General features: G+C 31.2%; 21 protein-coding genes and 3 tRNA genes. 6 read left to right on the forward strand and 18 right to left on the reverse strand.

All coding sequences use genetic code 11. The features are described from left to right. Positions 1 to 250 precede the first annotated feature (250 nt). The 6 genes from MPR_RS12100 to MPR_RS12125 all read right to left on the reverse strand — a co-directional run bounded on the left by MPR_RS12100 (position 251) and on the right by MPR_RS12125 (position 8645). The gene (locus MPR_RS12100; protein ID WP_041892947.1) at positions 251 to 832 is read right to left on the reverse strand and encodes a porin family protein; all 582 of its coding nucleotides are present in this window, start codon (positions 830 to 832) and stop codon (positions 251 to 253) included. 144 nt (positions 833 to 976) lie between these two features. Then, positions 977 to 2935 (reverse strand): OmpA family protein, encoded by a 1959-nt coding sequence (locus tag MPR_RS12105; protein WP_041892950.1) that lies wholly within the window; start codon positions 2933 to 2935, stop codon positions 977 to 979. A 25-nt stretch (positions 2936 to 2960) separates the two neighbouring features. Then, positions 2961 to 3860 carry a PorP/SprF family type IX secretion system membrane protein gene (locus tag MPR_RS12110; protein WP_432416616.1) on the reverse strand — a complete coding sequence of 300 codons (900 nt, stop codon included), beginning with the start codon at positions 3858 to 3860 and terminating at the stop codon, positions 2961 to 2963. Between the two features lie 43 nt (positions 3861 to 3903). Continuing rightward, positions 3904 to 5175: a T9SS type B sorting domain-containing protein gene (locus MPR_RS12115; protein WP_041892953.1), complete on the reverse strand. Its 1272-nt coding sequence runs from the start codon at positions 5173 to 5175 to the stop codon at positions 3904 to 3906. 8 nt (positions 5176 to 5183) lie between these two features. After that, positions 5184 to 6587: a phage tail-like protein gene (locus tag MPR_RS18205; RefSeq protein ID WP_052472739.1), complete on the reverse strand. Its 1404-nt coding sequence runs from the start codon at positions 6585 to 6587 to the stop codon at positions 5184 to 5186. An 831-nt stretch (positions 6588 to 7418) separates the two neighbouring features. Continuing rightward, on the reverse strand, positions 7419 to 8645 hold the full coding sequence (locus tag MPR_RS12125) for a helix-turn-helix domain-containing protein (protein ID WP_082027832.1): 1227 nt from the start codon (positions 8643 to 8645) through the stop codon (positions 7419 to 7421). A gap of 411 nt (positions 8646 to 9056) precedes the next feature. Here MPR_RS12125 and MPR_RS12130 point away from each other — a divergent pair, with 411 nt between their 5' ends. Beyond that, the gene (locus tag MPR_RS12130; protein ID WP_235280444.1) at positions 9057 to 9689 is read left to right on the forward strand and encodes a helix-turn-helix domain-containing protein; all 633 of its coding nucleotides are present in this window, start codon (positions 9057 to 9059) and stop codon (positions 9687 to 9689) included. A 93-nt stretch (positions 9690 to 9782) separates the two neighbouring features. Here MPR_RS12130 and MPR_RS12135 read toward each other — a convergent pair whose 3' ends face one another. The 5 genes from MPR_RS12135 to MPR_RS12155 form a co-directional block, all read right to left on the reverse strand. Next, positions 9783 to 10052: a helix-turn-helix domain-containing protein gene (locus MPR_RS12135; RefSeq protein ID WP_006261656.1), complete on the reverse strand. Its 270-nt coding sequence runs from the start codon at positions 10050 to 10052 to the stop codon at positions 9783 to 9785. Between the two features lie 93 nt (positions 10053 to 10145). After that, positions 10146 to 11387 (reverse strand): site-specific integrase, encoded by a 1242-nt coding sequence (locus MPR_RS12140; RefSeq protein WP_041892957.1) that lies wholly within the window; start codon positions 11385 to 11387, stop codon positions 10146 to 10148. 308 nt (positions 11388 to 11695) lie between these two features. Next, a tRNA-Pro gene (locus MPR_RS12145) sits at positions 11696 to 11770 on the reverse strand. Positions 11771 to 11808: 38 nt separating this feature from the next. Then, a tRNA-Pro gene (locus tag MPR_RS12150) sits at positions 11809 to 11883 on the reverse strand. A 10-nt stretch (positions 11884 to 11893) separates the two neighbouring features. Next, positions 11894 to 11977, reverse strand: a tRNA-Ser gene (locus MPR_RS12155). A 963-nt stretch (positions 11978 to 12940) separates the two neighbouring features. Between MPR_RS12155 and MPR_RS12160 the strand changes: the two genes are divergently transcribed. The 5 genes from MPR_RS12160 to MPR_RS12180 all read left to right on the forward strand — a co-directional run bounded on the left by MPR_RS12160 (position 12941) and on the right by MPR_RS12180 (position 16352). After that, positions 12941 to 13549 (forward strand): class I SAM-dependent methyltransferase, encoded by a 609-nt coding sequence (locus MPR_RS12160; protein WP_041892959.1) that lies wholly within the window; start codon positions 12941 to 12943, stop codon positions 13547 to 13549. An 8-nt stretch (positions 13550 to 13557) separates the two neighbouring features. Beyond that, entirely contained in the window at positions 13558 to 14091 is a 534-nt protein-coding gene (locus tag MPR_RS12165) for a GNAT family N-acetyltransferase (protein ID WP_041892962.1), read from the forward strand. Between the two features lie 76 nt (positions 14092 to 14167). Further along, positions 14168 to 15295 carry a GNAT family N-acetyltransferase gene (locus MPR_RS12170; RefSeq protein ID WP_041892965.1) on the forward strand — a complete coding sequence of 376 codons (1128 nt, stop codon included), beginning with the start codon at positions 14168 to 14170 and terminating at the stop codon, positions 15293 to 15295. A 4-nt stretch (positions 15296 to 15299) separates the two neighbouring features. Continuing rightward, positions 15300 to 15845, forward strand: a complete 546-nt coding sequence (locus MPR_RS12175) for an STM3941 family protein (RefSeq protein ID WP_041892967.1) — start codon at positions 15300 to 15302, stop codon at positions 15843 to 15845. A gap of 6 nt (positions 15846 to 15851) precedes the next feature. After that, entirely contained in the window at positions 15852 to 16352 is a 501-nt protein-coding gene (locus MPR_RS12180; RefSeq protein WP_041892969.1) for a ClbS/DfsB family four-helix bundle protein, read from the forward strand. 2 nt (positions 16353 to 16354) lie between these two features. On the opposite strand, the gene MPR_RS12185 is transcribed toward MPR_RS12180, so the two are convergent. From MPR_RS12185 to MPR_RS12215, 7 genes are all read right to left on the reverse strand, one after another. Next, the gene (locus MPR_RS12185) at positions 16355 to 16900 is read right to left on the reverse strand and encodes a hypothetical protein (RefSeq protein WP_041892971.1); all 546 of its coding nucleotides are present in this window, start codon (positions 16898 to 16900) and stop codon (positions 16355 to 16357) included. 288 nt (positions 16901 to 17188) lie between these two features. Further along, positions 17189 to 17947 carry a DUF2314 domain-containing protein gene (locus MPR_RS12190; protein WP_041892973.1) on the reverse strand — a complete coding sequence of 253 codons (759 nt, stop codon included), beginning with the start codon at positions 17945 to 17947 and terminating at the stop codon, positions 17189 to 17191. A 134-nt stretch (positions 17948 to 18081) separates the two neighbouring features. After that, entirely contained in the window at positions 18082 to 18624 is a 543-nt protein-coding gene (locus MPR_RS12195) for an RNA 2'-phosphotransferase (RefSeq protein WP_041892976.1), read from the reverse strand. Next, on the reverse strand, positions 18624 to 19973 hold the full coding sequence (locus MPR_RS12200; protein WP_041892979.1) for an SMI1/KNR4 family protein: 1350 nt from the start codon (positions 19971 to 19973) through the stop codon (positions 18624 to 18626). Before MPR_RS12200 ends, MPR_RS12195 begins: the two co-directional genes overlap by 1 nt. Before the next feature lie 99 nt (positions 19974 to 20072). Next, a complete protein-coding gene (locus MPR_RS12205; protein ID WP_006261670.1) occupies positions 20073 to 20489 on the reverse strand; it encodes a hypothetical protein in 417 nt (138 codons plus the stop codon). 193 nt (positions 20490 to 20682) lie between these two features. Beyond that, positions 20683 to 21225, reverse strand: coding sequence for a HutD family protein (locus MPR_RS12210; protein ID WP_041892983.1), 543 nt, complete (start codon positions 21223 to 21225; stop codon positions 20683 to 20685). Between the two features lie 20 nt (positions 21226 to 21245). After that, positions 21246 to 21731: a hypothetical protein gene (locus tag MPR_RS12215; RefSeq protein ID WP_041892985.1), complete on the reverse strand. Its 486-nt coding sequence runs from the start codon at positions 21729 to 21731 to the stop codon at positions 21246 to 21248. Positions 21732 to 21842 lie beyond the last annotated feature (111 nt).

Raw genomic sequence — 21842 nt, forward strand, 5'->3', positions numbered from 1 at the left:
TTTTAAATTTTAAACTATTTTTCACCCATTATATTAAACTATTATAATATTTAAACAAAAAACAATAAAATAAACGCATTAGCAAAGTAGCTAATAATACTACTTGATGGTAACAACTAAAAAAGCCAGTTAGTTTTCTAACTGGCTCTACTACAAAATTCCTAAAATAATCATTGTAACAAATATTACTTATCACAACTTAAAAAACCAACGAAATCATATTTAACAATATTTAATTTCTCTCTTTATCTTACTTCCCTAAAAATATTTGAAAACCAATCGATACCCCTAATCCGTTATGAGCAGAAGCATTAGATTGATTAGATTTACTATAATTATAACCAACAATCGCTTCCAAAGCAACATTATATGATACAAAATGAGAATATCCTGCATTGATATTAAATGCAAAAGAAGTATCACTTTTCTTACCAACTTCAGCTCCTGAAATACCTAAAGCTCCTTGTCCAAAAAAACGACCTGTATCACTAGCTCCCTCTGGAAAATAATAACGTACAAAAGGCATTACTTTATAATTCCAAATATTATCTCCTGCTTTTACTGTTTGTAAACCTGCTCCTATTTCCATTCCTAAGGCTACTCCTTTTGAGATAAAATATCCTGTCCTAGGTACTATATTAATATTAAAACTTTCTTCTTCGAAACTATAGCCAGTAGAACCAATAGCTCCTCCTACAATCCAATTTCCTTGCTTTATCGGTGTACTTCCAACTTTTTTAGATAATTCTGGAGTGGAAATATGTTCTTTTAATTGAGCATTCATCCCTACTCCAATTAAAAATATACAAAAAACAATAGCTCCTTTTTTCATATTTACTTCTATTTAATTATTAAAAAACATTTTTTAAACATCCAATACTTCTTAGTAAAAGGATCCTAAAATATTAGGATCCTTTAAAAACAAACAAACACTTCTATACTAAATAATAGTAATCATCATAATAAGTCTCCCCTTCTATAGACTTAAAATAATAAACTCACTACGTCTATTTAATTGATGTTGTTCTTTACTACATTTAACTCCATTGCTACATTTATTGTGCAATTCTGTTTCGCCATAGCCTCTTCCCTTCACTCTATCAGAAGCAATTCCCTGCTTAATAATCCATTGTATAGTTGATTTTGCTCTTCTATCTGATAATTGATAATTGTAATTATCATTTCCTCTACTATCTGTATGGGAACGAACATCTATTTTCATAGTTGGATACTTTTTCAAAATCTCTACAACTTTACTTAGCTCTTTAGCAGCGTCTGGTCTAATAGAGGATTTGTCAAAATCAAAATAGATAGTATTGAGTTTTAACTTCTTAAACAAATCATCATTTACATCAACAGATTCTTTTACTTTAGTCAATCCAATTTTTAAACTCTTATAGCTTTCTTTACCAGTTATATCAAATGACTCTTGTACTTTATTATATCCCTGTCTCTCTGCAACAATAGTATATTGTTTTTTGCAGTCCAAATCATTAAATAAATAACTTCCTTTAGAATCTGTAACAATAACTTTAATAATATTATTAGAATTGTCAAGCAAAGTTACTTTTGCATCCTTTATAAGTTCTTTAGTTTGAATATCATAGACAATACCATCAACTAAGGTATTACACTGACTAACTTTAAAACAATAAATATTGTCTCCTTCATTCAGACCTGGTCTATTAGAGCTTATAAAACCACTATCTGATACATCATTTAGATAAAAACTAAAATCATCAAATGGACTATTTATAGGTGTCCCCATATTAACTACTTGACTTAAACTTCCATCTTCATTTATTTTTGAAACAAAAATGTCTAATCCCCCAAGCCCTGGGTGTCCATCTGAGGCAAAAAACAGATAATTATCTCTAGAGATAAATGGAAAAGTTTCTCGACCAGCAGTATTAATAACACTTCCTAAGTTTTCAACTTGCCCATAATTTCCATCAGAATATATTTGTACCCTAAAAATATCGGATTGCCCCAAAGTCCCTTCTCTATCAGAAGAGAAATAAAGCCATTTACCATCAGGGGTTAAACTAGGATGAGCTGTATTAAAGTTATCCGAATTAAAAGGTAGCTCCAAGGCTTTACTCCATTTACCTTTTTTATTTTTAGAACTTTTATAGATTTTAAGTAATGACGATTTATTCTTATTATTTTTCCTCTTCCCTTTTAAAGTAGAATTATTACGTGTAAAGTACATCGTATTTCCGTCTTTAGTAAAAATAGCAGTAGCATCATTTACTAAAGAAGTAATTTCTTTTGAAAAAAGAGAAGGTTCTGATAAAGAATCATCTTTATTAATACTTGCCTTATACAATGCAGTAAAACTTTCATTGGTCCACTCATGAATAGACTTTGTTATTTGTGAGTTTCTAGCTGATGTAAAAACAAGTTGATTATCAAAGATTGTAGCACCATAATCTGAATAAACACTATTAATATTTATAGGTTTTATATCATAGGTAGATTCTTTTTTCTCAATTTCTTGTAAGTAGTCCTTGTTTGACTTAAATAACCTAACTCTAGAATCATTACTTTCCAAAGAAGAGAACTTCTCCATCATCTCTCTAGATTTATCATAGTTCTCAATTGATTTTAAAGTCTGTGCATAGCGATAGTAATATTCTGATGGAATTGGCTCTTTTCCTTTATCGTCATACTCTCCATCGAATAGTGTCTCATACCACTTATTAGCCTCAGGCAACTTTCCATTAAAATAGTAAGCATCACCTAATTTTCTTAATACATCTGCATTGGCTTTTCCTTTATTAACAATTCGCTCATATATTCTTATTGCATCTATATATGCTTGAGCCTGATACTCTTTATCAGCTTTCTTCTCTGCTACTCTCTGAGCTTGAGTACTCACTCCTGCCAAAAGTAATAGACCTAACAAGCTTATTTTTAATAGTTGTCTTTTCATGTTTTTCTTAATTATTAATTAATAACTAAAAGAATCGTGGTGCATTAATTGTACTACGACGGTTAAATAATTCAAATCTTAAGAAGATCTCGTGTGATCCTGAATTATAGTGACGAAGCGTTGTAGTATCAAAATCATAAGAATAACCTACAAATAGATTTTCATTGATCTGGAATCCTGCCAAGGCGCTCACTGAAGCATCCCAACGATAAGCTCCTCCTAATGTAAACTTGTCATAGAATAAAAAGTTAGCTGTTAAATCGACCTGTAATGGTGCTCCACTTACTGCCTTAACTAAAGCTGCTGGTTTAAATAAAATATCTTGACTTAAATCAAATACATACCCTCCCATTAAATAGAAGTGCATCTTCTGACGCATCGTTGTGATGTCGTTATCATCATAGCGATCCGTAGTTAAGAAGTTCGGAACTGATAACCCTACATAAGCCTTATCCGAATACATATAAAGTCCTGCTCCAATATTAGGATTAAACTTATTCTTAATATTCTCTTGACTCACAGGATCAGTAGGATTATGTATGTTAAGCTTTGTATAATCAACACTTAATAAATTAGCTGTTCCTTTCAAACCGAATGCTAATTTGTAATTCTCATTTAAGTCTATTGCATAAGCTAAGTCTACAGAGATATTATTCTCATCCATTGCTCCAATGCGATCATTGGTAAAGTTCACTCCTAGTCCTAATCCACTTTCTCCAAGAGGGGTAGATACAGACACATTCGCTGTCTTAGGTGCTCCATCTAACCCTACCCACTGTGTTCTATACATCCCAAACACATTCAGTGTTCCACGACTCCCTGCATAAGCAGGGTTGATCATATTAGTATTATACATATACTGGGTATACTGTGGATCTTGTTGAGCGTAAAGGGAAGGGATTAAGCCTACCCCTAGTAGGCTCATCCCAAGTAATATAATTCTCTTTTTCAATTCCATAATTCTAACTTTAGTCCATTTCTAAATGTAAATACCCTGATTTTTTAATCATACGAGAGCCTTGAGTATCTTTATACTCATAAGTAACTATATAAAAATAGGTTCCTGAAGGTAATTTATCTGACTTCTCCACTGTTACACGTCCATCTGAATAACCTCTAAATACATTATCTGAACTATTATAATTTGACGTCTCATATACCTTAACTCCCCATCGATTGTAAATCTCTACTGTATTATTAGGATAACGATTAATATTATCAATGATAAAATAATCATTCTTTCCATCTCCATCAGGAGATACTAGATTATAGATAACTAAATCTCCTTCTAAGAGTAAGTCTGTTTTTACCCTTGCTAGAGTAAAATACCCATAACCTGTTAAACCTGAAATTGTTGTTATCTCTTTATTTGATAGATCAACTACTCCTCCTTCATCTACCCAAAGCTGTTGCTTAGCATCCCAACGTACAATGTGTAATTCTTTCTCTGGGTTTGTCAACAATTCTGATGGAGTGGTTCGATCATCCCAACTTAGTGTTAATAATACATTCCCTGAACTAGAGTCTGAGCGTTTTATTTCCCAATACTCTTTTGTATTCAAATCCTCTATAACTCCCGATTTACTAGACTTATCTAAGAAAAAATCTTCCTCTGAATAGACATATCTACTCATATATAAATCTTTTTCACTAGAAGATGCAGATAATTTTGCTGGACGATAATAGCCACTATCCCCAATTGGGTAGATAAAGGAATCCTTACCTTGTTTTTCTACATACCCTTCTACATGGCTTTTATCTGAGGCGCCTATTGATTTAGAATTAGACAAAAAAGTAAACATGCCTTCTTGCTCAGAAACCTTTATGATTCCTGAAATAAAATTGGATTCTCCTTTAACACTAATTTCATTACCAAGTAAAAAACTTTGCTTAGAATTATCAGTTCTAAATTCTACATTATGAAATTCACTAACACTTTGTCCTAAAATTTCTTGTCTTATTAATTCTTTCTTGGGATGAAAATATACTTTTGCCTTTTTTGATAAAGTACCTGGATAAAAAAGATTGTCATTTTTAAAATGATCATAATAATAAACCTCTCCTTTATTTTCGAAATTTCCAGAAATACTATTCTCAAAATTATAACCTATACTTAAGATTCCTCCTTCCAATACAATCAACTCTCCTTGATTGATAAATTTTTCTTCTACAGATTCCTGCCCAAACACAGCAAAGTTCCACAGAGAAAAACAGATTATATATAAATGTATTTTTCTCATGACTTTCTCTATTTTTCAAAAACTTGAACAACAACTCCTGTAGCTTTATAAGTAACAGCCTTATTTGCACCTGCTTTAATGGAACCGTCATTAGTACCTACATTTTTATGAAATGTACTACTTGCTGGTCGAACTGTTATTGTCACTGTATTAGATTCTGATAAATTAGGTACATCTGCTAAAGAAACCATTCCAACATATGAATCATAAGCCTGGTTTAAACCAAAATTATACCCTCCATATCTATAAAATTTATCTACAAAACGCTTAACTTCCTTATTGTTAACTAATACTCTAAATTCTACTTTTGCATAAACTTCATTGTTTCCAATATACCCTCCTATTGTTGTAATACCTGAATCGACTTCAAACATAACTTGTAAGTATTTTGTATTTGCTGGATTTGAATTTGTTTTAAATGTAGATCTAAATAGTTCTCCTTGAACTGCATTTGTATTCATAAATATACCTGCTGTAGAAGAGGCTGTCATTGTATCATAATTGTAGCTTTTTTCTGTATAAGTACCTGAAGTTATAAAACTAGCAAGTACAGGAGCATCTAAACTTGGAACTTTAAAACTTAATCCTGTATTAGGTTTAGGGGCTCCTGACTGATCAATTTCTTTTTCATTATAATATGTAAAAGTACCATCATTATTATCCACCAGTTTTGTAACTGTTTCATTGGTTTTGATTAGATCGGTAAGATTTACTTCCTTTTTATCTCCATTAGCATCTTTATATTCCAAATTGGTTCCATCGTAAAAAACATTTCCTCCACTATTACCCAACAATTTTGTAATTTCATTTTTAACTGTTTCATCTTTGATAATAGTTTCAAATTGAGTGATTACAGAATTAGGTATATTTATAATTGTCTCTGTCCCATCCTCTGACTTATAGGTATACGTACCATCAGCACCAGCCACTAGCGTAGTTACTGTTTCATTGGCCTTAACTACTGTTGAAAAAAATAATTCCTTTCTTGCTCCTGAACGATCTAAGTATTCAAATTTATTTCCATCATAAAAAACATTTCCTCCTGCTGTCTTTAAAATATTTTGAACAGTCTCATTCTTAACAATTTCTTCAAAGTTATTTATCACAATATCCTTTACATCTTCACCAACTGTTAATTTTAACCATTTTGTTTTATTCCAATAATAAAATCCAGGTTCTATGTCCCCTTGTTTTTTATTAGCATAAACTAATAAACTTTCGACATTCCCATTTGAAATAGTTGAAGTGTCATTAGTAGTCTTTAAAGGAATACTTGGTATTAATAATCCTTTATCATTTGAAGTTATTGTAAGTTCTGCAGACTTACTAGGTGTTTTAGTTCCAATACCCACTTGAGCTTGTAGTGACAACACAAATAAAAATGCAGCCACACATAGTAATTGTTTTTTCATGTTACATAAATTTTATTTAACACGAATTTCAAAACAATAGCACTATAATAAGTATCACTTTGTTATTCATAAGAACACATTAACAAAAATGAAATTGTTTCATAACAATCAAATAATAAAACTAACAATCAAATAATACTCGTAAATCACTAATAAGTATCAAAAAAAAAATAGGTCTAAACGTATTGTCTAAACCTATTTTAAAGAATCAATTTAATAAAAAATACAAAAAAGGTTGAATAATTATATTATATACTCCCAGATAAATATAATCAACCATTTTTAAACTAAACTTTACTCCTATAGCTCCTTTTTCTATAATTAAAAATTAAAACTAACTTCCTATTTAAATCTATCAGATAAGTACTCTAGATAATAAACATCAACTTCTTGAATTATAAAATAATTCTATATGTATAAGTTTTTCATAATACCCTGGTTTTATAATTTTTCTAAACACTATACTTCTAAAACTGTAAAGAGTAAGTACTAATATTCTAATAATCCGCCTAACCTTTATAACAAAATTGGATAAAATCTTCCTCCTGTAAGTATTGTTTTGTTATATTCTTGAGCATATAACAAAACAGTAAGCTCCTATAATACTAGACTAACAAAAAAAAACACATAAACAATTATTATTCAACAATATAATAAAAAACAAAAAATCATATTTTACAAAATAACAAACCTAAAAAAGAAACTAGTTAACATATAATTCCTATACTATTGGGTAGGAAAAACTATATAATTTAGCTAACAAAATCTATTATACACTTTAAATAAAAAAAGCCAACTAGTATTTTACACTAATTGGCTTAACCTAAATAATTATACTAACTTAATATACTCTGCTGGGGTCATTCCTGTAACATTTTTAAAGCTCTTAAAAAATGAAGCCTTTGAATTAAATGCACTTTGAAAGAATAACTCATTTGCTGTCATCTCTTTTTTACAAGTGAGTTTATCTACCTTATCAAGAATCTCTTTAATTCTTAAAGAATTAATATACTCTCTAAAACTCATTTTATGCTTATAGGTAAAATACTGTGCTAAATAATATCTAGAGACTTTAATTTTTATAGCTAAATCACTAATTTTAAAATTAGGATCTAAAAAAGCTTTCTCTACTAAAATAACTTGTTTAACTTTAATATCTATCTGTTCTAGAAAATCTTCACTTAATCTAACCTTATCATACTTATCGCAAACATCTTTATTTACTTCAAATACATTTATCTTAATCTCATCATTATGCATTAAATCATAATCTAAGAAAGAAGATTCCCTTTTTACTTGATTAGTTAAGATTACTTCAGAAGTGTTACTATAAATTTCAAACGATTCATCTTGAGTTAAAAAATCCACTTTAAAAGTATCTGAAATCACATTGTATCTAAAAGTACTAACTATAACATAAAGCCATAATAAAGTTAAGATTGAGAAAACAAATAAAACATCATAATTATGATCAAACAGAGTTAAGAAAATAAAAATAATTATAGAAAAAACAATAGTAAAACTTATCAAATAAGACAAATACAATATAGCCTTGAATTCCTTTCTATTACTACTTACTGCTTCTGACAACCTATCTTTCAATAAATAAAATCCTTTTATTCCATAAAAAAGCAAATGCATCATAACAAACACATAAAAGGAATAATACCATATATCCTCTATAAATCTCAAATCGTCTTTCACATAAAACACTATAAAAGAAAGTAAGACAAAAAGAAAAAGTGATAAATAATAATCTTTAAAATAAACTCCAAAAAGCTTTTCTTTCTCTTTGAATAAATAATGGTATATAATTAAAAAAACATAAGGTCCATAGAATAGGAACAGTAACATCCAAAATGGGAAAAGTCCAATATCTTTCTTAACTATAAATTGCCAAATAAGGGTGGAAGACTGTATAACAATTAGATAATTGAATCTACTTAATAATCTAAAAGCAACAAAATCAATATTCTTTTTTTTCACCCTGTAATACAACAAACCTTCCTTCAATACAACAATCGAAAGAATTGTAAAAAATATAACTACGATATACATATCTACTTTCTATTATTAATTAAACATTAAGTCAGGCGATTTACTTAAAACACTAATTCTTTGTAGATACAGTATTATTTATTCCAAATCTAGTACTTTTTATTTTCTAATCAAAACTAATACACTAATAAATAAACATTAACATTACCAATCAATAACAACATAATATGTTATAATAACCTATCTTTAAAAGAAAAAATGATCAATTCAAACAATAACACCCTACTAAAGAAAAAGTTATTTCTTTGCCTTATTATTTCTTTATTAATTATTAAACAGATAATAAATATTATGTATTCACATACTGATATTTATCTATACATAATTGTACAAATTATATTAATCCTTATAAACAGAACTAGCATAAGACTATATTTATCTCTAATAACTTTAGAAACTATCTGTATATTTATGTTTAAAAATAATCTAATAACTAATAATATATACTACACATTATCCTATATACTTACCCTATTAGGAATATTTCAATTCTTAAAGCCTAATAATATAAATCAATACTTACATCAACCTATTCATCTTTACTTAAATCATATCTCAATAACTACAATTATTTTACTAACAACTCATTTTTTATTAAACATTTATGTTCAATCACTAAAGCATCTTAATTATTTATTAACTTTAATAAATTACTTAAAACATAATATAGCCAAAAAACTGTCTATTAGTTTTTTAAAAGAACATAAATATTCTGAATCCACACTAGTAATATTAGATTATTTTGAAAACAATAAAACTCGATTTTTAAGTGTAGATTTTACTATTAATACTTTAAGTACAGAGGTAAAAATCCCTGTTCATGAAATTTCAAAAAAAATAAACAATGAGTTAAATACAAACTATTATACAATGATTGCATTCTATAGAATACAGCATGCAAAACAATTAATACAATTAGAACCAAATTATAAAATTGAAGCTATAGCTGAAGAATGTGGTTTCAATTCTAGAGGGACTTTCACAAAGTATTTTAAGCTTTTTGTCAAATGCACACCTACAGAATATAAAAATACCATTATTTAAACACACACAAACAAGATCACCTTAAGTGAATACAAGAATGTACTTATTGTATCACAAAAAGAATATATCTAAAAAACAAAAGCCTGAATAATTTCAGGCTTTTGTATTCATCATTTCTACTATATCCTCATATCGATAGAATATAAGGCCCCCTATTTTCTTATAAGGAATAGTTCCTTTTAATCTCATATTTTGAAGTGTACCAGGAGAGATACCTAATAACTTTCTAACCTCAAAACTCTTTATCCATTGCTTTGCTTGTTCGTCTTTCTTTCGATTAAATGGACTATAACGTCTTATCTCATTGATAATATCAGTTTTAAACTGCTCTAAGTCTTCTTTAGTAATTAACTCTACATTCATATTTTTATAAGTTTTAAAGTATAACAATACCTCTAAAATCTATATAAAATCAATTTGTTTTGAAAATTGGTTGTAGCAAGTTACATTTGGCTCTTATGCTCTTAAGTCTTGATCTTTCATTTTCAATCGTAAATTCTCCATATCTTCACTTAATTTGTATTCTAATACTTTAGCATAAATCTGTGTTGTACGCATAGCAGTATGTCCTAGCATTTTACTAACAGACTCCATTGGAACTCCATTATTAAGGGTCAAAGTGGTAGCAAAAGTATGCCTTGCCATGTGAAACGAAAGATTCTTATTAATCTTACAAACACTGCCGATTTGCTTTAAATAAGCATTCATTTTCTGATTACTTATAACTGGAAATATCTTCCCTAACTCCATAGCAGTAGAGTTACACTTATACTTCTCTATCAGTTTTAGAACTTCTGGTAAAAGAGGAACCTGTATTGTAATTTTAGTTTTAACACGTTGAGAGAATATCCATAACTTATCATCACTTCCAACTACAATATTAGATGGTTTTAATTCAAAAATATCAATAAAGGCTAAGCCTGTATAACAACAAAATAAAAACATATCCAATACAGCTTGTAATTGCTCTCTTTTAAATCGTTTCTTAACTAGAATATCCAGTTCTGCTCTTGATAAAAAAGATCTACTAGTTTTCTCATATTTAAGTTTAAACTTTGAAAAAGGATCTTTTTCAATCCACTCCATAGTAACAGCTAGGTTAACTAACTTTTTAACTCTTTCTAAATGTTTCATTATACCATTGTTACTCAATGGTTGATGACTATGTATCGGCTTACAACTTCTTAAATAACTCTCAAAATCAAAAATAAACTTATAATTAAGCTCATTTAAAAAGATATCATTTCTATTATAATTTGAAAAAAGGAACTTTTTAATATACTTAGTAGTAGCTGTATAATTCTTCAATGTTCCTTGAGTTAACTTACCCAATGAAATTGTATTGTGGTATTCTATTAACTTTATAACAGACATCTGAGAATCATCCATTCCTAAGAACATAGTTTTTACAGTACCAATTGATACAACTTTCTTCTGCTGAATAAGCGTATGATAACTATCTGTTATTAAAGAACGAACCCTTTCAATATGTTCATTGATTTTATTTACCTCGTTACTTTTTCCTTTTAATTTCCCTCTAACAGAATCCCATAATAGTGATGAAATCTTAATTTTTAAAGAGATTTCTGTACGTTGCCCGTTGACAGTCACACGGGCATAAATCATAGACATTTCGATGTCTAATGAAGATATAGCACGAATTACAAAGTGTATACCAAAAGTGTTTTTTGCCTTCATATCAATCTATTTTAATGTTAACCAAGCTGTTTTGATATGGTTTATTAAAATAACTCACTCAAGTATAACAAAAGAAAATCAAAATCCATCAAGTAAAATCATTTTACTCACAGGATAAACAATTGATTTTCAATCATCTAAAAACAGGTAGGTGAGTGAAATTTACACTTCTTTTGGTTGAAAATTCAACTCACCTAATTGCTCACATTTAGATTGATTTATTATGGATTACTTTGATATATATAAAAACAAAAAATCCGTAAATAATTGATATTTACGGATTTACGAGTAATTTAACACTCTATAAGTCGGGGTGGCAGGATTCGAACCTGCGACCTCCTGCTCCCAAAGCAGGCGCGATGACCGGGCTACGCTACACCCCGATTGGGTCATCTAATATTTTTTAAGCTAAGTTATTTCGTCGGGGTGGCAGGATTCGAACCTGCGACCTCCTGCTCCCAAAGCAGGCGCGATGACCGGGCTACGCTACACCCCGAAAAACTTAGCGGAGAGACAGGGACTCGAACCCTGGCATCGGTTACCCGATGACAGATTAGCAATCTGCTCCGTTACCACTCCGGCACCTCTCCGTTGCTTAGATCATTACTTCTCTAATGCGGTGCAAACATACTACGAGTTTTTGAGTTCTGCAAATTTAGAGAAGATAAAAAAGGTAGTATTTCTATCATTTCCTTCTGTCAAAATCATATTTAATTATAAATGAGCAAAGTACTTTAAAAATATTTTTTTAATATTTTTAAATAAATAATCCGTTAGATCTCATCATTCTTTAAAACAAGACACTTTTCTAGTGTTCAACTCTCATTCTCCCTACCAACTCTTACCTTGTAATCTTCATTTATCATAAATCTCGTAGTACTTTATTAAACTAACAATAACGAATCTAAATAACCTCTAGGCAATAAATAATGAAAATAAATCGTATATTTGTTATTAGAGTGTTCAGTTCACCACTACTATCTTTATGATATTAGTAGTTAATACAGGACATCTAAGTATAGATCATATTTAATAGATATAAAAACTATACACGCTAACTAATTCAATTAATCATTTGAAGTCAGGTAAGTCTCTTATCTGACTTTTTTTGTTTTTACTCTAATACATCAGATATAAATTCTCTCATCTAGTTATACATTAACCTACCATCTCCATACTGACATTCTATTCAGATATAAAATTCTCCTTGCCCTTAGGTTTTCTACTCGAGTTATCTTAAGTTTTCTCGTTAAGTATAGTATTGGCTTGTAGTTCTTGATTAAATGAAAAATGTCTAACTTCGCTTACCAGGGAGCCACTTCGCAGGGAAATCGCCTACGGCTAAGGAACAGCGGTTTCACGACATCACGGTTTCACAAAGCAGTTTACAGTCTTGCCTTATGGACAGAATGTTCTTAGATGATGTGATAAACCATATATTGATACAATAGACTAAACGGTTTCACAACATCACGATTTCACGAAAAAACAAAAAGACAGTTTCCTTCTTGATTAAGGAATTACTACTTTTGTTATTTACTATTTTAAATGTCATGGAGAATATAAAAGAACATTGGGAAGGTGTATATAAAACTAAAACACCAGATCAGGTAAGTTGGACACAAATAAAACCGATTAACTCACTTCGCCTAATAGAGAATAGTAATATCTCTAAAGACGTTAAGATTATCGATATCGGTGGTGGAGATAGTAATTTAGTTGACTACTTGCTAGAGGAGGGATATACGGATATCACAGTGTTAGACATCTCTGGAGAAGCACTAGAACGTGCGAAGAAGAGATTAGGTGACAAGGCTCATCAGGTAAAGTGGATAGAGAGTAATATCACTACCTTTACCCCTAATGAGCAATACGATGTGTGGCATGACCGTGCTGTGTTTCACTTTTTGACAGTTGAAGAAACACAAGCTTATACACAGTTAGTTGCCAAAGCAGCAAAAGAAAATCTTATTATCGCTACGTTCTCTAAACAAGGACCTCTGAAGTGTAGTGGATTAGAGATTATTCAATACAATACAGAAGATTTGAACGAACTTTTTAAAGAGTCTTTTACACTAAAAGACAGCTTTTATGAAGATCATATTACACCATTTGACACCAAGCAGAACTTTGTGTACTGCCATTTTAAAAAGAATAAATAATAACAAATATGGGATTTAGTAGAGATATCCAATTTTCTTCTGATAGACTATCTTACCTAGTAGTAAACGATAGTTTTAAAGAAGATATTTTTCGTGAGTTAACACCTACAGTAGCTAAGTTTTTACCTTTTATACCAACAGGTAAAATCGAAGACACACAAGGTTTTATTGATTATAGCTTAGGTGTATTAGACCAAGGTACTGATATCACTTTAGTAGCAGTAGATAAAGAGACAAAAGAGTTTATCGGATGTTGTGGTATACACGATGTGAATGAAGAGTCTATCTCTCTTGGTATCTGGTTAAAAGAATCTGCTTTTGGCAAAGGATATGGACAAGAACTTATCACTGCATTAGAAACTTATGTAAACGAAAACCTTACAGTGGACTATCTAATCTACAACGTAGAGAAGAATAACCATGGAAGTATTAAGATAGCTGAGAAATTAGGTTATATTTACCATAGTGATTTCGTGAGAAACATCAGTGAAGAGAAGATACTTAATATGCTTCAGTACCGCAAGGACAATAAAAAGAAGTAATAAATAAGAAATTAAAAAGTTCAAAGAGCACAGTGTTTTTTGAACTTTTTTTCAATAATTGAATACAATATAGATTATGCGTTATAAAATAACAGAATTAGAACAGATTGACTTTAATACCATTCCTTGGGAATTTTTAGTACACTATAACGGACGTGCAGATGACTTGCCACCGTTGCTAGATCAAGCCATCAGCAGTGATATTAGAGATAGTAGATATGCTCTTTTTTCTTTAGCGAATAATATAGAACATAAAGGTGGAGTGATTACCACTACTCCTATTGTATTGATACGCTTATTTCAGTTATTTAAAGAAACGCCTTATAATCAAGATATGTTATTACGTGTTATCCTAAAAGTTGCTAAGGCAATAGGCTTTCAATGGGAGCTTTTTAGAGATAGCAATGAATTTGATAACATCCCTCCTATCCAAGAGCTATATAGTACCCACTCTTCTTTCTTATGGGCTGAATTCGAAACAAGGGAGCAGGATGCTATGATATGGGCTGCTACAGATATGCAAAAAGTCTTTGACTATGCGTGGTATTATACAAAAGAGGTCTTATGTGCTTATCAGCCCGTCTTAGAACAATTAGTAGCACGTGATGACATAGAACAAGGGCTGATATACGACATACTCACTGTAGTTAAAATGGTGAAGGATCAACAGAGAAATATCATTTCTCTTGATAAGACGTGGACTAGCGAACACCTAAAATACGTTATCGTAGAAGATACCTATCTAGAAGACTTTTTAACCAATCTAACACCTGAAATCACGAGATTCTTAAGCTTTGACGCTAATGGTAATCAACCTTTACTAAAAGAATACATCAGACGCTCGCGCATCGAAATAACTAATGGGACAGCACTAGTATTAGTTTTATTAGACAAAGAAACTAATGAGTTTATCGGAAGCTGTGGATTAAGCGATATCAATGAAGAATCTGTTGAAATAGGTCTTTGGATTAAAGCCTCTAAACAAGGTAAAGGATATGGCACAGAGGTTACTAAAAAACTGATAGAGATAACTAAATCAGAGGTCAATACCTCATCTATACTTTATGCAGTAGAGAAAGGTAATGAGGCAAGCGTAAGCATTCCTAATAAATTCGGTTTTATCCATGCATATGACTTTATCATAGAACCTAGTCCTTTAAAAAACAGAATGAGAGAAATGCAACAATTCATTTTAACGTTATAACCTCATGGATACCTCACTACCAATTACTTATTCGATTAGCAAAGGCAAAGTTTTCTTGTACCTCATCGGAGCTTTATTACTTGTAGCAGCAGGAGTACTTGTATTCTATAACTGTTTATATCACAAGGGAAGGTATTTCTTAGGTTCTATAGAACTGACTTATGCTATAGCTGTATTGGCTATAGTATTCTTTGGATATGCTTCCATAATGTTTATTAGTAAATTATTTAGTAATAAACCAGGTATTGTCATTAATGAACAAGGGGTACTTGAGAATGCCACTGCTGTTGTCAATGGGTTAATTCCTTGGCAGGATATTACGTCTGTTGAACTCTATAAAATTCAGAGTCAGAAGTTTGTATTGATCTATGTGAAAAATCCTGAAGAATATATCACCAGACAAAAGAATATGATCAAGAAGAAATCAATGCAGGCTAACTTAAAAACACATGGTACTTCTATATTCATTAATACCAATATGCTTAACGTATCAGATGTAGAATTGGCGATTGCTATTCAACAACAACTAGATAAGAATACGCTTAAATAAACTACCATGGCAAGACCTACTAATAAAACAGAATTAATAACACTGTCTGATGATTTGTTTAATAAACTTATATCTACAATTGAATCTTTAGACAACCAACATTTAAACGACAATTTTACAGAAGAGAGTCTCAACAAAAATGTGAGAGATGTACTTATGCACCTGTACGAATGGCACAATATGTTTATATCTTGGTATCAAGTAGGTATGTCAGGAAGCAAACCAATTATGCCTGCTGAGGGGTATACGTGGAAGACTACTCCTGAATTAAATATTGCTATTAATCAGAAGTATCAGAATATAGCTGTACTAGACAGTATTCAAAAGATTAAAGAATCTCATAACGCTGTACTTCAAATCATTCAACAGCATAGTAACGAAGAATTATTCGAGAAGAAAAGATATCATTGGACAGGAAGCACCTCATTAGGAGCCTATCTTGTATCTGCTACTTCTAGCCATTATGACTGGGCATTAAAGTTCCTGAAGAAAAACGGTATTAAATAATACTACTCTAAAGCATTGCGAAAACTCATAAACTTCTTCGCTTTATTCTGATAAGCGACTGTTCGATGAGGATAATTCAGCTCTATCACCTCGCTAATTAGCTTCAGATCCTCTTTATACTGCTGTCCTAATAACATCAAAATATCCATCGCAAAAGCTTCTGAAGCTACTTTAGAATCATTAGACAGCCACAGTAGAGAGACATCTACTAGTTTTTTTTCTTGAACAGAAGTACAGACTAGCTTTTTACTTTTGGCTATCAACCAACATATACGACTTATCAGACGTTTACTTGATTCATTAGTAATGAACTCTGCATTATCTATAAAAGTGTCTAAATAAGGCTCTAAACGCAATATATCCTTATCTAGAATATCTTGCAACAATACAGTAGACATCACATGGATAGCATCATCGTATTCGAAGCTATATTTCAGCAAGAACTTTAATACCTCCTCATCACTACCAATAACTGCTAAAGTATCTACACGACTCTTAACGTGTATATCTGTTTCTAATACGATCTGATAAAATTCTTTATGTGTCATTTTGATTATTACTGATGTTCAAATATAATCATAAATGGAAATATACTAATCCTCTAAACATACCAAATACCGCAACTAAAAACCGTACAATACACTGTCAACCACAAACCGTAATATATATCCACCATCCATGTCGTGCTGACAAAGTCTGCGCAAGCAGAGTATGTGCAAAGCATCTCTCATAAAACTCTACAAAGTAACCACAATACACTGTTAACTGTCAACCGTTAACCAAAAAAAGCCCTAGTATTATTTACTAGAGCTTTCTTACTTTTATTTTAAAACTGATTATCCTAATACAGGGATGATATGTTCCCAGTTTAACTGTTTAGCATAGTCTATTGGAGTTTTACCTTCATTATTTGGTTCGTTCTTATTAGCTCCTTTTGCTAATAATACCTCAACACTTGTAAGGTTACCTGAGATAACCTCTTTGTGTAAGAACGTATATCCAGCCTCATCCTTATTCGTTACCTCATCAGGGTTCTCATCTAAGAATTTCTCTAAGCTCTCTTTCATATTCTTACTCATAGGGTGTTCTATAAGGTTCTCAGGATGTTCTTTTTGTTCATAAACATAAACCACATCATTAAAATCTCCGAACTCTAATCCCCAAGCGTCATCGTGCTCTTTTCTCTCTTCTTCAGTCATCACAGAACGCATAGCCTGCACAGTAAAACCTCCAAAAGCTTTACCTTGACTAATAAACATCCAGTCACTGATTTGATCCAGAGTTACCCCTATTTGCTCTCCTTCTTCTATATTCGTAAGCATATTAGGTTGATTTAATAACTCTCCATAGATAATATCTCCATCGAAGTCTACATCACCTATCCACATATGCTCTACTACAGGCTCTTCTTCACCTTCTACCTCTTGTGTAAAAGCCACTTTAACACTTGCCATATCAAAAGCAGGTACTATTCTTCTATATTCCCAAGACAACTCTCTCCAAAAGTATTTGAAGGTATCTTGAGCTTTCTTATATGCCTCTATTAAGATAGGGTCATCTCCTTTTGCATAAAAAATCGGGTTCTCTTTTTCCATAATAAGTGTTTTATATTTTAATCAAATAGACTACTTAAACTCTAATAACCTACTGTGCAAAAATACTTATCTCTTTTACATATTCAAGTAATCAAAACAAGTATAGCCAAGCATTAACACAATTTTAATGCTCTTTATTTAGAGATATACTTCGGATCGATATAATCCGTTAGCCATACCCCATTAGCAGATTGGTAAAATACTATTCCTTCTTCATACATCTTATGCGCTAAGATAGTAAGCACTACTACTCTACCATGACGAGAACCTACATTGATAGCAGTCTCTTTATCTTGGCTTAAGTGTACATGTTGTCTACTCATCTTCTTAATCCCCTCTTTCTCTATGCTATTCAAGAAACGATCTGCTGTACCATGATATAAAAACTGTGGTGGCTCTTGAGGAGCGAACTCTAAGTCAACAGCTATAGAGTGTCCTTGATTAGCTCTTATCTTAGTACCATCAGTACTATAGGCATATCTCTTCTTATTGTTAGTCTCTACGATTTCGTCAAGCTCTTTCTTGGTAAACGATACTCTATGTTTACTACATTTACTGATTAACTCCTCTACATCAGCCCATCCATTCTCATCTAATTGTATTCCTATTTTACTAGGCTCATGTCTAAGCACTAGACTTAAAAATTTACCTATACTTTTCTTTCTATTCTCGTCCATTATCTTTCTAATTCTTCCAAACTTAGTCCTAACTCTTTAAGTCTATGCTCTAAGTTCACTATAATATAATTTTCTTCTTCACTATCCTTATACTTCTTATACACCACTTTATAGCACGACAACAATCTCTCATCGTTTACTTCCTTTAACCCTTGTAAAGCATATAAAACGACTCTCTCATCATCGTCATGTAAACATTTGATAAACTGATTTAGATAGTCCTTCTTGTTCTTGGCTTCTCCTAGCGTATAGATAGCTGTTGCACGTATGGCCTGATTAGCAGATTGAAGTCCTGCTAATATATAATCACCGTAATCATCTGTTGCTTTTGACACGACATAGGTATAAAAACGAAAAGTCTCCTCCTCATCGATGGTATCGCTTAATGGAGTAATGAACGGCAGCCAATACGCCTTATCCTCTGCATACCAATGTATTATTTTTAAAGAGACAAGAAGGTTTTGACCTATTAGTTCTTTAATAAAAGGAATGGCTCTTGTAAACGCTACTTTTGCCAAAATCATCGTAAGAGAACTCCTTATATCATCGTCACACTTCTCAGAAAGAACATATTCTATCTCTTGAAGAATAGCTTCACTAATCTCTTTCTTTCGTATTAGACCAACTAGATATTCTAATTTCTCCTCTTTATCTTCAATAGTCTTAAATGACTCCCAGAGTAATTCACTGCTTCCACCTCTAGCATATCCAAACCATCCAGCGTCTTTACTTACTAATTCTCCTGATATAATCTCATCTAACCATCGCTCATACCAGTCTAGGAAGTGCGCTTCATAAGCGAAGCTTGGTTGATAATCTTCATTTATATATACTATTCTTCCGCGATGCTCCCCATTCATCACAAGGCAGGTCGTGATAGCACATCCTTGAGTACCGATGGCTAATAAACCACTAAACAACTTGTTCTGAATCTCATAGTAGTCCTCATCAGACAAATCGTCTTCTTGTAAAGCAAGAGTTAATGCTTCCCATTCCTCCTTGGTCATTTTAGGATCTAAAATACACGCTTGTGCTATAGACTTCTTAATATCCTCTACAAATACATCGATTAGATTGGTCCCTAAAGGATATATACCATAATAAGGTCCTGCAGCACTACTCCCATAAGCATCTTCTTGATTAGTTCCATTTCCTACCTGAGTAAGAAAAGCGACATAAGCCTCTGGCAACTCTAAATTATACTCTTGTTCAAAGTGTTTTATATCTGTGTGACGTACTACTTCTCCTATTCCATATTGATGTGAACTTGCTCCAAAAACTTGATATTCCTGATCAAAATCCTTAATCGTACTAAGCTTATCTTTTATTCTCTCTATCTGTACATTCATAATTTTCTTTTTCCTACTACAAAGAAAGTGAATTTAACCACATAATTATATCGCCATAAAAAGGTATCTTAAACGATAATACTATTGGTAATAACGATTTTAAAAATTACTTGAAAAGATACTTAAATCACTCCCATCATAATCAGGCATGAAATACTGAAGTATCGGGATATAAGCATTGTGCATCCCACTGTGTTCTTTTATTTTCTTCTTGTTTTTCATGATAAATCCATCATAAAAACAATTCTTTTCTTCTCCTAATACTTGCAAAACAGCTATATCTAGATAGGGATGTCTTCTACTGAAGGATTCTATCCCATTGTCATACGCGAATACCTCTTTTACTTCCTTTGCCCCATTGACTAGAGTATCGATATCTCTATATACAACTAGGAATTGTTTCTGATGGCATACCACACTAACAATATTACTAAAAGGAAATAACTTACTCAATTCTTGATTAAAAGCATTCTCATTACAGTCCACTAAAGGCACTACGATATAAGACATTTCCATATACAACTCAGTTTAATGTTATCTTAATCCAAGTTACTATATATAATACACTGTATTGTAATCCAAATCTTAAGTAATTATAACTAAATTATTAAAATCACACTAATAAAGAAACAAATCAAAATTTTTAACCTTTATACTATATAATATTAATATTAGACAAATATTAATCTATTATTTTAGTGCTCTTTATTTACCAATATCCTATAATAGCTTTCTGATCTAAAGTAAGAGATATATCATCAGACTCTTCATTAATGATTAATAAACAATCATATTGTTGCATTGAATAACACACATCATTAACCACTGCAATACTATCTACTAAGGCGAATATAAATAGGTACACAGCATTAGTACTCACCCCACCAGAACTAATCTGTACTACTTCATCCTTTATAGATTGATGTAACATTAGATTAAAATCTTTACCTAAGGAATAAGAGGTAATGTCTTCTTCAGAACCAAAAGAGAAAAGAGTATGAGTAGTATAATATTCCTCTTTCCCTTGTCTATATAGCTTAAAATCCCCTTCTAGCATAGACAGATATCTCCTATATCCATTAAAACGGGTAAACTCAGAAGGAACTGCTTCTATAGTAGCACTGCTTATTCTAAATATAAAATCCTTATCTGCATATTGAGCATCTCGAGGATATATCACATACTCATTTGTCTTACCTCCTGACCAAACACTAGTTGTGATCTCTTCTTTTTTTATTACTTCTATTGTCATGCGTAGAAACAGTTTACTCTTTATTTAGCTATAAAACGAACATCTTTCTCATTCGTTTTATCCACCACTAAGATAATACATGGATGTATTGTAAAGCTTCTATTTTCTTGACTTTGTTTAATTGTATAAGACAACTCTAACACATCTCCTTTCGCTACTAATTCCTTTATTTCAAAAGAAGTATCTTTATCTGTAGGCTGACCTACTAAAGCTAAGACAAATGATCTTTTAAAATCAATAGGCGTTGGTACTCCCTGCTCTCCCATTGTAGCTGCAGTACCAAAGTAAGACTCAAAGTGATCTTGTGAAGTAATACGAAGACTTTCTACTTTATCATTCTCCACTGTATTTTTTACAAAATACCCCTTAGCCAACTCATATTTTACCTCCTGTTGTTTATCTACATCACTTAATTCTATTTCATTCTCTGTACTTTCTTTCTTAGCTGTGTTACAACTACCTAACAGAATAGTCCCTAATAATAGTATCAATATACTTCTGTTCATAATATAGATTTTATCTAAAATAACTCTCTATCTCTTCTTTTATTGCAACAAAACGTCAATTTAACTTTTATACCATATCATATATAATTCAAATCTTTAAATATATTGTAA

The organism is Myroides profundi (assembly GCF_000833025.1).
In the GTDB taxonomy this organism is placed as follows: domain Bacteria; phylum Bacteroidota; class Bacteroidia; order Flavobacteriales; family Flavobacteriaceae; genus Flavobacterium; species Flavobacterium profundi_A.